We start from the raw sequence: 14,904 nt of genomic DNA, 5'->3' as shown, positions 1-14,904 counted from the left end.
ATATGAAACAAATTTTATTTCTTATCCTTGTATTCTCTAATTTTGTCCAAGCACAAGACTATCGATTCGGGAAAGTATCTGTTCAAGAATTAGAAAAAACAAATAGTACCGTTACCCCCAATGCTTCAGCAGAAATCTTATACTCTTCGGAAAAAGTAACCATTGATTGGAATTTTCAGAAAGGTGATATAGAAAAAAAAGTTGTTGACTTTTATCGTATCAAAGTTTACAACAAAAATCAGGCACCCAGAAATGCTTTTGTACATCAAGTAAAACTCAGAAAAAACAATGCGAATATTGAGAAAATTTCCGACCTGAAAGTCGTTACTTATAATTTAGAAAACGGTAAGATTGTCGAAACCAAAATAGACAAAAAAGATATTGTTTCGGACAAAACTTCTAAATATCATAATTTAGAAACCTTTACTTTCCCGAATGTAAAAGATGGTTCGGTTATCGAGTTTTCTTACGAAATAATTTCTCCTTTTTATCAATTTACCGAGCCGTGGTATTTCCAGACAAATATCCCAGTCGTGAAAAGTGATTTCTCGATAGAAACAAACGAAAGTTTGCGTTATCAGCCTTTCGTTACAGGACAATTAGAACCCAAAACTAACACCAAAGAAAAACAAGAAAAGACAGCTTCTGTGAGCAATACAATACGATATAGAATGCAAGGTGGAAATCTTATTGATACAAAAACCAATTACGAAAACTATCGTTACACGATGGATATCAACAATTATTCTTATGAGAATTTAGCACCAATTTATTTAGAAGCGTATGTATTAAACCCCAAAAACTTGTTTAGTGCCATTCGGTTCGAGCTTGCGGCATATATCCCTAAAAATGGTAATCCACAGTTTTTTACAACTGACTGGAATACGATAGGAAAAGATTTAATGAAATCGGAAACCTTTGGTGAACAACTAAATGGAAATGGATTTTTGGATAAAAAGGTGAAAGAATTAACCGCTAATAAATCTACGCCTACAGAAAAAATGAAAGCGATTTTCGACTTCGTAAAAAATAATTATCGCTGGAATAATGTGTACGGGATTGCTACGGATAATGGCGTGAGAAAAACCTTCAACGACCAAACCGGAAGCGTAACTGACATCAATCTTCTCTTGATTTCGATGTTGCAAAAAGCAGATTTAACGGCAAATCCGATTGTTTTGAGTTCGACCGACAACGGGATTTTAGATTTTTCATTCCCATCAAAACATAAATTAAATTATGTTATTGCGCATGTTTACGACAATGGTAAAAATTATTTAATGGATGCTACTTCGCCACATTCTGATATCAATTTGCTACCAATCCGAGCATTGAATTACCGCGGAATGCTGATTACACCTAACGGAACAACCGAATTCCCTTTACAAAACTATGTAATGAGTAACCGTACAATCACAGTCGATGCAGATCTTAGCGATGCAGGAGAATTTTCTGGTCGATATACCGACACCGCAGATAATTATTTTTATTTAATAGATTCTGAAGCATATCACGATAATCAAAAAGGTTTTGAAGAAGATAAAACAAATAGTTTTGATATGAAGGTTGAGAATTTTAGAGTGCAAGACAACAACGAAGGTTTAATGCGTCAGACCTTTAACTTCTCTAATCTGAAGGTTGAAAAAATTGGATACAAACTCATTTTCAATCCACTTTTATTTTTATCAGAAACCAAAAGCAATCTGTTTTTTAATACGAGAAATCATCCGTTAGAGTTCGGAACCCCTTCGACGATTACCAAAACCATCAAAATCAAAATTCCTACAGGTTATAAAGTAGAATCGCTTCCTACCCAAGACACCTCACTTGTGAAGGACAATGCAGCAACTTATATATATGCTATTGTACAAAAAGATGACTATATTTTGGTCCAAACACAAGAATTATTACCTTATGCAACCTTGCCCAATAAATATTATCGAGACTTCAAAGATTATAAAAATAAACTAATCCTAATCAATTCTCAGCACGTAGTTTTGGTCAAAGAATAAAGAAAGTCGGAAGCCAACTTCCGACTTTTCTTTTTATCTTTACTTTCTAACAAAAATTAATAAAAATGAGCCTTAAACAAGCCCAACAAGACGTTGATCAATGGATAAAAGAACATGGTGTTCGGTATTTTAATGAGCTAACCAACATGGCGCAGTTAACAGAAGAAGTAGGAGAAGTTGCACGAATTATTGCGCGTAGATACGGCGAACAATCGGAAAAAGAATCGGATAAAAACAAAGATTTAGGAGAGGAATTAGCCGATGTAATTTTTGTTGCGATTTGTTTAGCCAATCAGACTGGCGTTGATTTGGAAAGTGCTTTTTACAAAAAATTAGACGATAAAACCAAACGCGATCACAATAGACATAAAAACAATGAAAAGCTAAAATAAGCAGCGATGATTCATCTTTCTTACCAGCCAAAGAACAAATTATCGCCCGTAAAAATCACCGGATCCAAAAGTGAGAGCAATCGACTTTTACTTCTCAATGCGCTTTTCGATGATGCATTAGATCTTCAGAATCTTTCGAATGCAGAAGATACACAATTGATGCAGAACGCCTTAAAAGAAAAAAAAGAAGTAATTGATATTCATCATGCAGGAACAGCGATGCGTTTTTTGACAGCCTATTTTGCGATACAGAATAAAGAAACGCACATTCTTACAGGTTCTCAACGAATGAAAGAACGACCGATAAAAATTCTTGTTGATGCTCTGAAAGAATTAGGTGCAGAGATAGAGTATTTAGAAAACGACGGCTTTCCTCCGCTGAAAATTACTGGTACAGAACTCACACAACCGACAATAGACATCCCGGCCAATATTAGTTCCCAGTACATTACGGCTCTTCTTTTAATCGGGACGAAATTGGTGAACGGTTTAACGATTAATCTAATCGGAAAAATTACTTCTCTTCCTTATCTTATGATGAGTGTTGAGCTGTTGAAAAATGTTGGTATCGAAGTTGAATTCACTAACAATCAACTAGTTGTTGCATATTCTAAAAATATTCTACCTCAAGTTTTCGAAATCGAATCGGATTGGAGTTCTGCTTCCTATTTTTATAGTTTTATAGCGCTTTCTGAACCCGAAACTACAATTACTATCCAAAATTATCGAGCGAAAAGCCTACAAGGAGACGCTGCCCTACAAACTATTTATCGGGATAATTTCGGAGTAGAATCTAGTTTCGAAAAGAATTGTTTGACCCTAAAAAAGATAAAGGATTTTTCTCTTCCTACCAAAATATTATTGGATCTAAATCAAACTCCCGACATTGCACAAACCCTTGCTGTTACTTGTCTTGGTTTGGAAATCCCCTGTCATTTTACGGGTTTAGAAACCTTGAAAATCAAAGAAACCGATCGGTTAGTTGCATTGCAAAATGAACTGTCTAAATTTGGAGCAAAAGTAAATATCACACAGCAAGAATTATCGATAACTGCTTATAATGAAAATAATTTATCGAGGGAATTAATCGTAGAAACCTACAACGATCATCGCATGGCAATGGCTTTTGCACCTTTGGCAATTTTACATTCTTTTTCTATCAAAGATCCAGACGTTGTTAAAAAATCCTATCCAAATTTTTGGTCTGATTGGACTTCGATTGGTTTCGTTATCAGGACTGCTCAACAATAATCTATCCGAATTGTTGCATCGCAACTAGATTTGCATACACGCCTTTTTGTGCTAGCAAACTATCATGCGTACCAACTTCTATTATCTTACCTGCATCCATTACCACAATCTTATCAGCCGATTGAATGGTCGATAAACGATGCGCTATAATAAGAGAGGTTCGGTTTGTCATCATGTTTTCTAGGGCATTTTGCACCAATTTTTCCGATTTTGTATCGAGTGCAGAGGTCGCTTCGTCGAGTATCATAATCGGAGGATTTTTATAGACTGCTCGTGCTATACTTAAGCGCTGTTTTTGTCCGCCCGAAAGTTTTCCGCCACCTTCCCCGACAATTTCATCAAATTTTTCTGGTAATTTTTCGATAAACTCTAAGGCATTTGCAACCTGTGCTGCATTTCTCAATTGTTGTTCATTCACATTATTCGATCCCAAGGTAATATTATTGGCAACCGAATCGTTGAACAAGATAGAATCTTGTGTCACCAAACCAAAAAGCGCACGGTAATCGTATAATTTTATATTTTTTATGTTTTCGCCATCCATCAAAATTTCTCCTTGATTGGTATCCCAAAAACGAGTTAACAAACTAGCGATGGTCGATTTACCACTACCCGACTGTCCTACAATTGCTACACTTTGACCTTTTTCGATCGTGAGATTAAAGTTTTTGATTATCGGACGACCAGTCTCATAACCAAAGGTTACGTTTCTGAATTCGATTGTGTGATTAAAACTCTCTTTGTGTATAGAAGTAGGCAAGTCTCTAATATTAACATCTGCGTCCAAAACTTCGAAAATTCGTTTGGCCGATACTTCTCCTTTTTGGATATCGGACAAAGATTTTGAAAAACGTTTTATCGGGTCGAGCATGGTATAAAAAATTGAGATATAAAAAATGAATTCTGACCCAGAAAGTCCATTTCCTTCGATGCTTAATTTACCTCCAAAAAAAACAATCAAACCAATTGTTACAGCCCCTAAAAACTCACTCATAGGTGAGGCAAGTGCTCTTTTTCTCATTACTTTTTGCAAATAACGACGATAACGATTGATGGAGGTATTGAATCTATTTTTGATTTGATCTTCTGCATTAAAGATTTTTATTATCCGTAAAGAACTTACTGTTTCGTCTACATAGGTCAGAATATTACTCAATTCATTTTGTGCATTTCTTGCAGCTCTTTTCAGACTTTTTCCTACCAAAGAAATTAAGGTTCCCATAATAGGGAAAACAAGCAAAGCAAAAATAGTCAACTCAAAACTTACTGTAAACAAGGCAATTAGAGAAATAATTATCGTCACTGGAGTGCGTAGGATTTCTACCAAAGAATTGAGGATATTGCCTTCGACCTCATTCACATCGTTCGAAATTCTATTAAGAATATCTCCCTTTCTTTTTTCGGTGAAATACGATACAGGTAAAGCCAAAATCTTATCATGTAACTGAATCCGAAAATCACGCGTTACGCCCGAGCGTAGATCGATCAAGAAATATTCGGCAAAATAGCTGAACACATTGCGAAGAAAAAAACTGACAATGAAGGCAACACAAGAAAGCATCAACACAAATACAGGTCCTTTTTCTTCTGCAAAATAGGTAGAATAATAAGCAAAATATTGAGAAATATAGGCTTGTAAATCGGATATGTTACCAGAAAAAACAGGTGGCTGCAGAACAGCCTGATTGGTTTCGCCAAACAAAATCCCTAACACCGGCATAATAAAAGCCATTGCTATAACATTAAATACTGCATATACAATACTAAAGAATATAGCTATAATAAAGGTTTTGCGATAGGGTTTGATATATCCAAGTGCCCTTTTGACTAAACTCATAGAAAAGTAAATTTACCGCAAAATTATAAAAAAGTAACCCATTGTTTTATATAAACAACGGGCTAATTTTGTGGTTGTGTTTTTGATAAAAAGGTTATTTTACACGCGTCCAAGTTTGGGTTCTACCGATAAGAGAAATCCCTACATATCCTCTAACGTTAAGAGTATTATTTCCAGACATAGATAATTTTGCTTTGTATTCTTTCCCACTTACAGGGTCTGTGATTACTCCATCGCCCCACTCTTTCCCGTCTTTTTTCAGTCCACGGATAATTTGCAGACCAACAACCGGTTTATCTTTCAGGTTACCTTTACATTTTGTACACGTTAGGTTTTGTTTTCCTGGTGTTAGTATTTCTACTACTTTCCCGTATAATTTCCCGTTATTCTCGAAAATTTCTACGATTGATTTTGCTGCACCGGTTTCATCGTCGATAGTTTTCCACTTCCCGATTGGGGATTGTGCAACCAAAATGCTCGAAACCATTAATAGCATACTAAAAAGGATTGTTCTAATCATTGTGTTTAATTTTAGAAATACTAATATAGGATAATTTTTGAGTTAAGAAAATCTTTCTAAGATTATTTTAAAACTTTACACTATAAATTTTTAACATTTTTTTGATAAGAAATCCAATCAAAAGACTTCACATTTGTTAACTAACTTAAAATAAATTATCATAATCATGCCTTTTTTCAAATACGCTATCCCTTTTAGTCGGCAACAGCTTAACGATTTTCTCGATCATTTTTTTGAAGATATTCTCTGGACAACAAGTTTGGATGCCGTAAAAGTAAAAGAACATATCGATATTTTTGTAGCATTATTAGAAAAAATTATCCCAGAAAATACCCTAGAAAAACAAAGGCTAGCGTATGAAAATTTCTTACCTACGATCCGAGAAGATGCACAACTTTTGGTGTATGAATATTACAGAAATGATCCCGCTGCCCAATCTGAAATAGAAATTATTTTAGGATATCCTGGTTATTATGCCACTTTGGTGCATCGTTTGGCACATTTTCTACACAATCAATCGATTCCTATCCTACCGAGAACATTATCAGAAATTGCCCATACCCAAACAGGAATTGATATTCATCCAGCTGCTAAAATTGGTCATAATTTTTATATTGATCATGGAACTGGTATTGTTATTGGTGAGACAACAGAGATTGGGAACAATGTGAAAATTTACCAAGGCGTAACGTTGGGTGCATTTTATGTATCGAAAGATTTATCCAACACCAAACGTCATCCTACCATTGGCGATAATGTTACGATTTATGCAGGAGCTACAATTTTAGGAGGCACAACGCACATTGGTGAACATTGCACTATAGGAGGAAATGTATGGATTACGAAAAGCATTCCACCGCATCATCGTGTTTATCAGAATAGTAAACCCACTATCATCAAACCGAATAAAAAGATCGACAACAACAATTATTCTATATGAAAACAGAAAATATATTAGATTTAATAGGAAACACCCCTCACTTACGACTGAAAAATCTTTTCCCAAGTCATGAGGTATGGATAAAATTGGAGCGTCAAAATCCGGGCGGAAGCCTAAAAGATCGTATTGCACTGGCCATGATAGAAGACGCCGAGCAAAAAGGACTTATCAGTGCCGGTAGCACCATAATAGAACCTACATCTGGAAACACTGGTGTTGGGTTGGCCCTTGCAGCAAGCTTAAAAGGGTATAATTTGGTTATCACAATGCCCGAATCGATGTCCATTGAACGACGTAAAATTATGGAAGCATTTGGTGCAAAATTAGTGCTGACACCACGCGAACTTGGAATGAGCGGAGCAATAGAAAAAGCACACGAATTGCATGCAACCATCGACAAGGCTTGGATTCCACAACAATTCGAGAATAGAGCAAATCCTACTATACATTACCATACAACTGCACAAGAAATTATCCGAGACTTCCCAGACGGGTTCGATTATTTTATTTCGGGCGTCGGCACAGGAGGACATATTTCTGGTGTAGGAAAAGCGTTGAAAGAGGTAAATCCGAACACCCAAATTTTTGCAGTAGAATCCGACTTATCTACGGTGATTGCAGGAGGAAATCCTTCTCCACATGCTCTGCAAGGAATTGGAGCAGGTTTTATACCGGATACCCTAGAAGTTGATTTACTCGACGGAACAATAGCTGTCTCTAAAGAAGAAGCTTTTGAGTTTGCAAAAAGAGCAGCGAAAGAAGAAGGCTTATTGGGTGGAATATCTACAGGAGCGAGCTTAGCTGCAGTATCAAAAAAAACAGAAGAATTGCCTAAAAATACAAAAATTCTTACTTTTAATTACGATACAGGAGAGCGATATTTATCCATCAATGATTTATTTTGATCGATTTTTTTTACACAAGAGAACAAAATGTACAAAAATTTGAAAGCATCCTTCGAGATGCTTCTTATGTCATTTTGACGCATCAAGTAACGAATCAAATAGCAGACAATCAATGCTTTATATTTAAAACATCTTATACTTATAAAAAAATCCTTTACAAACAACATGAAAAACGCCAATTTGGCATTAATTTTATTTTGGAATTTCCTTTGCAATACAACAAACAACAAAACACAAAAACATTTTACTTATGGATTTTAATCAATTTACTATAAAAGCTAGGGAGGCAATACAAAGCGCCCAACAATTGGCTGCTCAAAATAAAAATCAAGCCATTGAACCTGCACATTTATTAGCAGGGATGCTTGATGTAGACGAGAATGTTATTACTTATATTCTCGAGAAACAAAGTGCCAACGTAACTCGAATCACCGAATTACTCTACGAAGAAATAAAAAAATTTCCTCGTGTAGAAGGTGTACAGGGAATGCATTTATCTAATCAGAGTAATCAGATTTTGATTAACGCACAAAATATTGCTAAAGAAATGAACGATGATTATATCTCGGTAGAACATTTACTTTTTGCTCTATTAGAAAACATTTCGACAACGAGTCAATTATTAAAAGATCAAGGAATTACATTAGATAACAGTAAAAAAATTGCAATAGAATTGAGAAAAGGAGAAAGAATCACATCAGAAAACGCAGAAGGAACGTACAACGCACTGAATAAGTACGCAAAAAACTTAACCGAATTAGCCAAAGAAGGAAAAATGGATCCTGTGATTGGTCGTGATGAAGAAATACGCCGAGTGTTGCAGATTTTGTCTCGTAGAACCAAAAACAACCCTATTCTTATTGGTGAACCAGGTGTTGGTAAAACTGCAATTGCTGAGGGAATTGCTCACAGAATTGTCGATGGCGATGTACCCGAAAACTTACTCAACAAACATATTTTCTCGTTAGATATGGGAGCTTTAGTTGCCGGTGCAAAATACAAAGGTGAATTCGAAGAACGACTTAAGTCGGTTGTAAAAGAAGTATCCTCTTCTGATGGAGAAATCATTCTTTTTATTGATGAGATTCACACATTGGTTGGTGCCGGTGGCGGTGAAGGTGCAATGGATGCTGCTAACATCCTGAAACCTGCTCTTGCCCGTGGAGAGTTAAGAGCTATTGGTGCGACAACCCTCAACGAATACCAAAAATATTTCGAGAAAGATAAAGCACTCGAAAGACGCTTCCAGAAAGTTTTGGTAGATGAACCCGATGAAGAGTCTGCAATTTCTATCCTACGAGGCATTAAAGAAAAATATGAACAACATCACAAAATTGCCATCAAAGACGAAGCGATTATTGCGGCAGTAAAACTATCTACTCGTTATATTACTGATCGTTTCTTACCCGATAAAGCGATTGATTTGATGGATGAAGCAGCTTCTAAACTTCGAATGGAAATGAATTCTAAACCAGAAGAACTGGATAAATTAGACCGAAAAATCATCCAACTAGAAATTGAGATTGAAGCTATAAAAAAAGAAAATGACGAACGAAAACTCAACTTGCTAAAAGAAGAATTGAGCAATTTGCAAGACGAAAGAGCTCAATTAAACGCTAAATGGCAAGACGAAAAAGATAAAGCAGACGCTGCACAAAATATTCGTAAAGAGATTGATGACTTGAAAATCCAAATGGAACGTGCAAAACGCGAATATGATTATGCCAAAGCATCTAAAATCCAATTCGAAGATCTAAAAAATGCAGAAGTTCGTTTGGCTCAAGCCGAAGAAAACTTATCGAAAGATAAAAGCAATAAACTGGTAAAAGAATATGTAGATGCAGATGATATTGCAGAAGTAGTTTCGAAATGGACTGGTGTTCCTGCACAAAAAATGATGCAAAGTGAACGAGAAAAATTACTACATCTAGAAGCTGATTTGCACAAACGTGTAATAGGACAAGATGAAGCAATAGAAGCAGTAGCCGACGCAATTCGTCGATCTAGAGCAGGATTAAGCGACGAAGGTAAACCAATCGGATCTTTCTTATTCTTAGGATCAACAGGAGTTGGAAAAACCGAATTAGCCAAAGCTTTGGCAGAATATCTGTTTGATGACGAAAATGCCATGACCCGAATTGATATGTCAGAGTACCAAGAAAGACATTCGGTTTCTCGTTTGGTAGGTGCACCTCCAGGATATGTTGGGTATGATGAAGGAGGACAATTGACCGAGGCCGTACGTAGACGTCCGTACTCTGTTATCTTGTTGGATGAAATGGAAAAAGCACATCCCGATGTGTTTAATATCTTACTTCAAGTCTTGGATGATGGAAGATTAACCGATAATAAAGGTCGTTATATCAACTTCAAAAACACAATTATCATCATGACATCGAATTTTGGTGCGCATACGATTCTCGAGCGTTTCGAAAATATTACAGACGAAAATGCTTCGACTGTTTATCAAGAAACTAAAGAGGTAGTTTTTGAAGAGTTGAAACAAGGTTTCCGACCAGAATTCTTGAATCGTATAGATGAAATCATCCTATTCAAACCACTAAGCGAAAATCAAATCAGTGGAATTGTTGGCTTATACATGGACAGCGTAGCTAGAAAGCTCGTTCAGCGAGATATAACCATAGACATTACACCAGAAGCAACTGCGTATTTAGCGCAAAAAGGATATAATCCTCAGTTTGGTGCACGTCCTCTAAAAAGAGTTATCCAACAAGATGTTCTCAACGAATTATCGAAAGAAATCTTAAAAGGAGAAATAAAAGATAATGATGCGGTATTGATTGATTACTTCGAAGAAAAACAGGGAGATAATAAGCTGGTTTTTAGAACCAATAAATAAGTTTCTTTTTCATAGTTTATTTTTAGTTGGTTAGAACCCGTTAACTTTGGTTAACGGGTTTTTATTTTTTCTAGATGTCATTGCAAACTTTATAATGTTTCTACTCATGCAACACTACAGAAATGTAGGTTTTCTACAGTACAATCCATTTTGACATAAAAGATTGTTGAATGTTTTGTGTAATTAACGATCTAAAAAAAGGTATGAAATTCGGCTCAAAGCACAATAGAGATCAGACTTGAAAAAAACAAGCTTTGTTTATTAATCGATTACTTCGGCAACAACAAACGTACTCCCACCAATGTATATAAGATCCTTTGCATTGGCTTTTTCTTTAGCTGCTTGCAGCGCTTCTGCAATAGTTTGATAATAATTTGCTGATAAGTTTTTGGGGACAATTTTTTTTAGCTCTTCTATGTGTAGTTTTCTGGGCACATCGGGTTGAGAAAAATAATACTGAGCATTTGCAGGGAAAAAATGTAAAATTTCTTTCACATCTTTATCACTCACAAAACCCATAACCAAATGTAACGAACTATAGTTTGTTTGCTGTAGTTGCTTAGTAACTTCTTTCAGGCCATGAGGATTATGGGCAGTATCGGCAACAATCATGGGATTTTTTAGTTGTAGAACATCCCAGCGCCCACGCAAATGTGTATTTTCTCTTACATGCAACAAGCCTCTTTCCAGCGCACTATCTGATACCGAAATACCCAATTTCTTGAGTTGATTAAAAACAGTTACCACGGTCTGAATATTTTTTTGCTGATAAATTCCTTTCAAATCTGATTGAAAATCGTGTGCTTTTTGCTCTTGTGCAAAGATAATTTCTGCATTGTTTCTTTGGGCAAATTCAACGAATATTGGTTTCGTTTCTGGCTCGTATTCTCCGATTACAACAGGAGTATTGGGTTTAATAATCCCTGCTTTTTCTGCCGCAATTTTTGCCAAAGTACTCCCCAAGAATTGCGTATGATCCAAACCAATATTGGTAATGACAGATAAAATTGGTTGAACGATATTGGTAGAGTCTAACCGTCCTCCTAAACCAGTTTCTATCACTGCAATATCTACATTTTCTTGTGCAAAATAAGTAAAAGCCATCGCTATAGCAATCTCAAAAAAAGAAGCATTGATTGATGTAATAAGCTCTTCATTTTGTTCGATAAAATCTACCACAAATTGCTCGGTGCATATTTCTCCGTTGACACGAATTCTTTCTCGAAAATCTTTCAAATGAGGAGAAGTCGTAAGTCCTACCTTGTACCCTGATTCTTGCAACACAGACGCCAACATATGACATGTACTTCCTTTACCATTTGTTCCTGCAACATGAATTATTTTATAATTCTCTTGAGGGTTATTCAACGCTAAACAAAGCGTTCGTATATTGCCTAGATCTTTCTTATAAGCAGACTGCCCAACACGTTGAAACATTGGTAAATTAGCAAACAACCATTCTACAGCTTCGGTATAGGTTCTTTTCATTATAGTACAAGGTTTTGTAGTTATTTATTCGATTTTTATTGTTCTTTTCATCGTACAAATATACGAAAACAAGCCTTTATGTTTTCTAGTATCAGAGGAGGATCAAGAGTAAATTAAACCACTCGAATGATCAATATTTGCTCCTGTTACGCTCGACAAGCAATTCACTTTCCCTTCTAATTTCATCCAACCTAAATATGCAAAAATCAACGCTTCTTTGTAATCGATTATCTTTTTTTCTGGTAAGATAAAATTAGTAGACGATGAAGTTTGTAACAACTCAACAAAAAAAGTATTCAAAGCTCCACCTCCTGTCAACAATACACTAGAGAAAGAGTTTTCTTGGGTTATATGTACAATTTGTTCTGCTACGTGAACCGAAAAAGTATGCAAAAAATCGGGAACAGATAATGCATATCGCTCGAAGATTGGGAAATACCAAGCAATAAGATTTTCGTAGCCTAAGGACTTTGGATAGGTTTGTTGATAATAGGCTAATTGATTGAGCTCTGATAACATAGACGGTTCTATTTTACCTGTTGAGGCTAAACGACCATTTTCATCGAAATTGTAATTCAATTGCTGTGCAAAATAATTGAGAACTGTATTGAAGGGCGAAATATCGAAAGCAACTCGTTGTTGATTTTTCTGAAAAGAGATATTCGAAAATCCACCTAAGTTGAGGCAAGCATCATATTCTGAAAATAAATTCATATCACCGAAAGGCACTAAAGGTGCACCTTGACCACCTAAAATTACATCTTGTGAGCGGAAATCGCATACGACCGGACAATCGAGAATAGATTTTATAGCAGCACCGTGACCAATCTGTAGGGTAAAATTTCTATTGGGTTGATGAAACACTGTGTGCCCATGCGAGGCAACAAAATCCAACTCTTCGATAGCGTGAAACTGAATAAATTCCTTTATTTTATTTCCCAAAAAGTAGCCGTAAACAACATCAAAAGCCTGCAAATCTTCGGCAGAAAAGTTCTTGCACTTTTTTAGTTGTTCTTGCATTTCTTGCTCATAAAGAATTGTTTGTACATACAAAATCTCGAATGTTTTATAATCATCAAATCGAACATAGCAAACATCCAAACCGTCTAACGAAGTACCCGACATTAGACCAATCCCAAAAACCTTCTTTTTCATCGAATAAATTTACAAATATTTCTTTTCAATCTTTTTGGTATTTCCTCCTACAAAAAACTTACAAAAGCGTTGATTATATTTCTACCTGCAACCATCTTTTTCCATCGAAAGTTTATTATATTTGAGAAAATTTACAAACACAAACATGGCAAAAGATATTATTTTCGATTTGATCGAAGAAGAAAAAGAAAGACAATTAAATGGACTCGAACTTATCGCTTCTGAAAATTTTGTTTCGGACAATGTGATGAGAGCAATGGGCTCTGTGCTTACCAATAAATATGCAGAAGGTTATCCCGGTAAGCGATATTATGGAGGATGCGAAGTGGTGGACCAAATAGAGCAATTGGCGATTGATCGTATAAAAAAACTTTTCAACGCAGCTTATGCAAACGTTCAACCGCACTCTGGTTCGCAAGCCAATGCTGCGGTATATTTAGCATGTTTGAAACCTGGAGATAAAATTCTTGGCTTTGATTTATCGCACGGTGGACACTTGACGCATGGTTCCCCGGTGAATTTTTCGGGTATAAATTATCAAACAGCATTTTATGGAGTTGATAAAGAAACCGGAAGAATCGATTATGATGCAATGTTAGAAAAGGCTCGAGAACATAAACCAAAATTAATTATTTGTGGTGCTTCTGCTTATTCTCGAGATATCGATTATGCAAAATTTAGAGAAGCAGCAGATGAAGTTGGCGCCTTACTTTTGGCAGATATATCGCATCCGGCTGGGTTAATTGCTCGTGGGATTTTGAATGATCCAATGCCGCATTGCCATATTGTAACTACAACAACACACAAAACCCTACGAGGACCTCGTGGTGGAGTAATTCTTATGGGGAAAGACTTCGAAAATCCATGGGGTGAAAAAACTCCTAAAGGAGAAATAAAAATGATGTCTCAGATCTTGAATTCTGCTGTTTTCCCTGGTACACAAGGGGGGCCGCTAGAACATGTAATTGCTGCCAAAGCAGTAGCTTTTGAAGAGGCCTTGTCGGATGAATATATGGATTATGTGGTACAAGTAGTAAAAAATGCAAAAGCTTTGGCAGAAGCATTACTCAAACGTGATTATCACATTGTTTCTGACGGAACAGACAACCACTGTATGCTGATTGACTTACGCAATAAAAATATCACTGGTAAACAAGCCGAAAATGCTTTGGTAAAAGCAGAAATTACGTGCAACAAAAATATGGTTCCGTTTGATGACAAATCACCCTTCATAACATCGGGTATCCGTTTAGGCACTGCTGCGATTACAACAAGAGGACTAAAAGAGGGGGACATGGAAGTTGTTGCTGGTTTTATAGATGATGTTTTGATGAATATGGACGACGAGGATAAAATAGAAGTAATTGCTGATAAAGTGAACAAATTTATGAGTGATCGTCCTTTGTTTAAATTATAATTGATGTTACGATACAGAGAAAATCTCGGGGTTTCGACTTCGAGATTTTTTTGTGCTGCCAATATACTCTGATTATGGAGTATGCGATTTGCTAAAAAAAAGACATTGCAATTGCAATGTCTTTTTT

The 14,904-nt window shown here is 36.0% G+C and carries 11 protein-coding genes; 7 read left to right on the top strand and 4 right to left on the bottom strand.

What is annotated here, in order from left to right:
* Positions 1-2 precede the first annotated feature (2 nt).
* The 3 genes from HMPREF2660_RS09785 (at position 3) to HMPREF2660_RS09775 (ending at position 3,655) form a co-directional block, all read left to right on the top strand.
* Positions 3-2,012, top strand: coding sequence for a transglutaminase family protein (locus HMPREF2660_RS09785; RefSeq protein WP_070486987.1), 2,010 nt, complete (start codon positions 3-5; stop codon positions 2,010-2,012).
* Between the two features lie 65 nt (positions 2,013-2,077).
* Positions 2,078-2,404 (top strand): nucleotide pyrophosphohydrolase, encoded by a 327-nt coding sequence (locus HMPREF2660_RS09780; protein WP_013598407.1) that lies wholly within the window; start codon positions 2,078-2,080, stop codon positions 2,402-2,404.
* A gap of 6 nt (positions 2,405-2,410) precedes the next feature.
* Positions 2,411-3,655, top strand: coding sequence for a 3-phosphoshikimate 1-carboxyvinyltransferase (locus HMPREF2660_RS09775; protein WP_070486986.1), 1,245 nt, complete (start codon positions 2,411-2,413; stop codon positions 3,653-3,655).
* 1 nt (position 3,656) lies between these two features.
* Here the strand turns inward: HMPREF2660_RS09775 and HMPREF2660_RS09770 are convergent, their stop codons facing one another.
* Both HMPREF2660_RS09770 and HMPREF2660_RS09765 read right to left on the bottom strand, forming a co-directional pair.
* Positions 3,657-5,492 carry an ABC transporter ATP-binding protein gene (locus tag HMPREF2660_RS09770; RefSeq protein WP_070486984.1) on the bottom strand — a complete coding sequence of 612 codons (1,836 nt, stop codon included), beginning with the start codon at positions 5,490-5,492 and terminating at the stop codon, positions 3,657-3,659.
* Between the two features lie 94 nt (positions 5,493-5,586).
* Complete coding sequence (locus HMPREF2660_RS09765) at positions 5,587-6,012, bottom strand: DUF2147 domain-containing protein (RefSeq protein ID WP_013598404.1); 426 nt, start codon at positions 6,010-6,012, stop codon at positions 5,587-5,589.
* Positions 6,013-6,178: 166 nt separating this feature from the next.
* Between HMPREF2660_RS09765 and epsC the strand changes: the two genes are divergently transcribed.
* The 3 genes from epsC to clpB all read left to right on the top strand — a co-directional run bounded on the left by epsC (position 6,179) and on the right by clpB (position 10,717).
* Positions 6,179-6,952, top strand: coding sequence for a serine O-acetyltransferase EpsC (epsC, locus tag HMPREF2660_RS09760; protein ID WP_070486982.1), 774 nt, complete (start codon positions 6,179-6,181; stop codon positions 6,950-6,952).
* Positions 6,949-7,857: a cysteine synthase A gene (gene cysK, locus HMPREF2660_RS09755; RefSeq protein WP_013598402.1), complete on the top strand. Its 909-nt coding sequence runs from the start codon at positions 6,949-6,951 to the stop codon at positions 7,855-7,857. Before epsC ends, cysK begins: the two co-directional genes overlap by 4 nt.
* A 250-nt stretch (positions 7,858-8,107) precedes the next feature.
* Positions 8,108-10,717 (top strand): ATP-dependent chaperone ClpB, encoded by a 2,610-nt coding sequence (gene clpB, locus HMPREF2660_RS09745; RefSeq protein ID WP_070486978.1) that lies wholly within the window; start codon positions 8,108-8,110, stop codon positions 10,715-10,717.
* Positions 10,718-10,978: 261 nt separating this feature from the next.
* Here clpB and HMPREF2660_RS09740 read toward each other — a convergent pair whose 3' ends face one another.
* Positions 10,979-12,205, bottom strand: coding sequence for a bifunctional folylpolyglutamate synthase/dihydrofolate synthase (locus HMPREF2660_RS09740; RefSeq protein WP_070486976.1), 1,227 nt, complete (start codon positions 12,203-12,205; stop codon positions 10,979-10,981).
* Positions 12,206-12,307: 102 nt separating this feature from the next.
* Positions 12,308-13,360: an anhydro-N-acetylmuramic acid kinase gene (locus HMPREF2660_RS09735; protein WP_070486975.1), complete on the bottom strand. Its 1,053-nt coding sequence runs from the start codon at positions 13,358-13,360 to the stop codon at positions 12,308-12,310.
* Positions 13,361-13,505: 145 nt separating this feature from the next.
* Here HMPREF2660_RS09735 and glyA point away from each other — a divergent pair, with 145 nt between their 5' ends.
* Complete coding sequence (glyA, locus tag HMPREF2660_RS09730) at positions 13,506-14,777, top strand: serine hydroxymethyltransferase (RefSeq protein ID WP_070486973.1); 1,272 nt, start codon at positions 13,506-13,508, stop codon at positions 14,775-14,777.
* The last annotated feature ends 127 nt before the right edge of the window (positions 14,778-14,904 follow it).

The organism is Weeksella sp. HMSC059D05 (assembly GCF_001809725.1).
In the GTDB taxonomy this organism is placed as follows: domain Bacteria; phylum Bacteroidota; class Bacteroidia; order Flavobacteriales; family Weeksellaceae; genus Weeksella; species Weeksella virosa.
Note: the sequence above shows the minus strand (reverse complement) of the source record. Positions and strands in the feature narration are given on the sequence as shown.

Bases quoted from the DNA above. Each gene is read 5' to 3' on its own strand.
- epsC (WP_070486982.1), top strand. From the start codon at position 6,179: ATGCCTTTTTTCAAATACGCTATCCCTTTTAGTCGGCAACAGCTTAAC.
- HMPREF2660_RS09785 (WP_070486987.1), top strand. From the start codon at position 3: ATGAAACAAATTTTATTTCTTATCCTTGTATTCTCTAATTTTGTCCAA.
- HMPREF2660_RS09765 (WP_013598404.1), bottom strand. From the start codon at position 6,012: ATGATTAGAACAATCCTTTTTAGTATGCTATTAATGGTTTCGAGCATT.
- cysK (WP_013598402.1), top strand. From the start codon at position 6,949: ATGAAAACAGAAAATATATTAGATTTAATAGGAAACACCCCTCACTTA.
- HMPREF2660_RS09770 (WP_070486984.1), bottom strand. From the start codon at position 5,492: ATGAGTTTAGTCAAAAGGGCACTTGGATATATCAAACCCTATCGCAAA.
- HMPREF2660_RS09780 (WP_013598407.1), top strand. From the start codon at position 2,078: ATGAGCCTTAAACAAGCCCAACAAGACGTTGATCAATGGATAAAAGAA.
- HMPREF2660_RS09775 (WP_070486986.1), top strand. From the start codon at position 2,411: ATGATTCATCTTTCTTACCAGCCAAAGAACAAATTATCGCCCGTAAAA.
- glyA (WP_070486973.1), top strand. From the start codon at position 13,506: ATGGCAAAAGATATTATTTTCGATTTGATCGAAGAAGAAAAAGAAAGA.
- clpB (WP_070486978.1), top strand. From the start codon at position 8,108: ATGGATTTTAATCAATTTACTATAAAAGCTAGGGAGGCAATACAAAGC.
- HMPREF2660_RS09735 (WP_070486975.1), bottom strand. From the start codon at position 13,360: ATGAAAAAGAAGGTTTTTGGGATTGGTCTAATGTCGGGTACTTCGTTA.
- HMPREF2660_RS09740 (WP_070486976.1), bottom strand. From the start codon at position 12,205: ATGAAAAGAACCTATACCGAAGCTGTAGAATGGTTGTTTGCTAATTTA.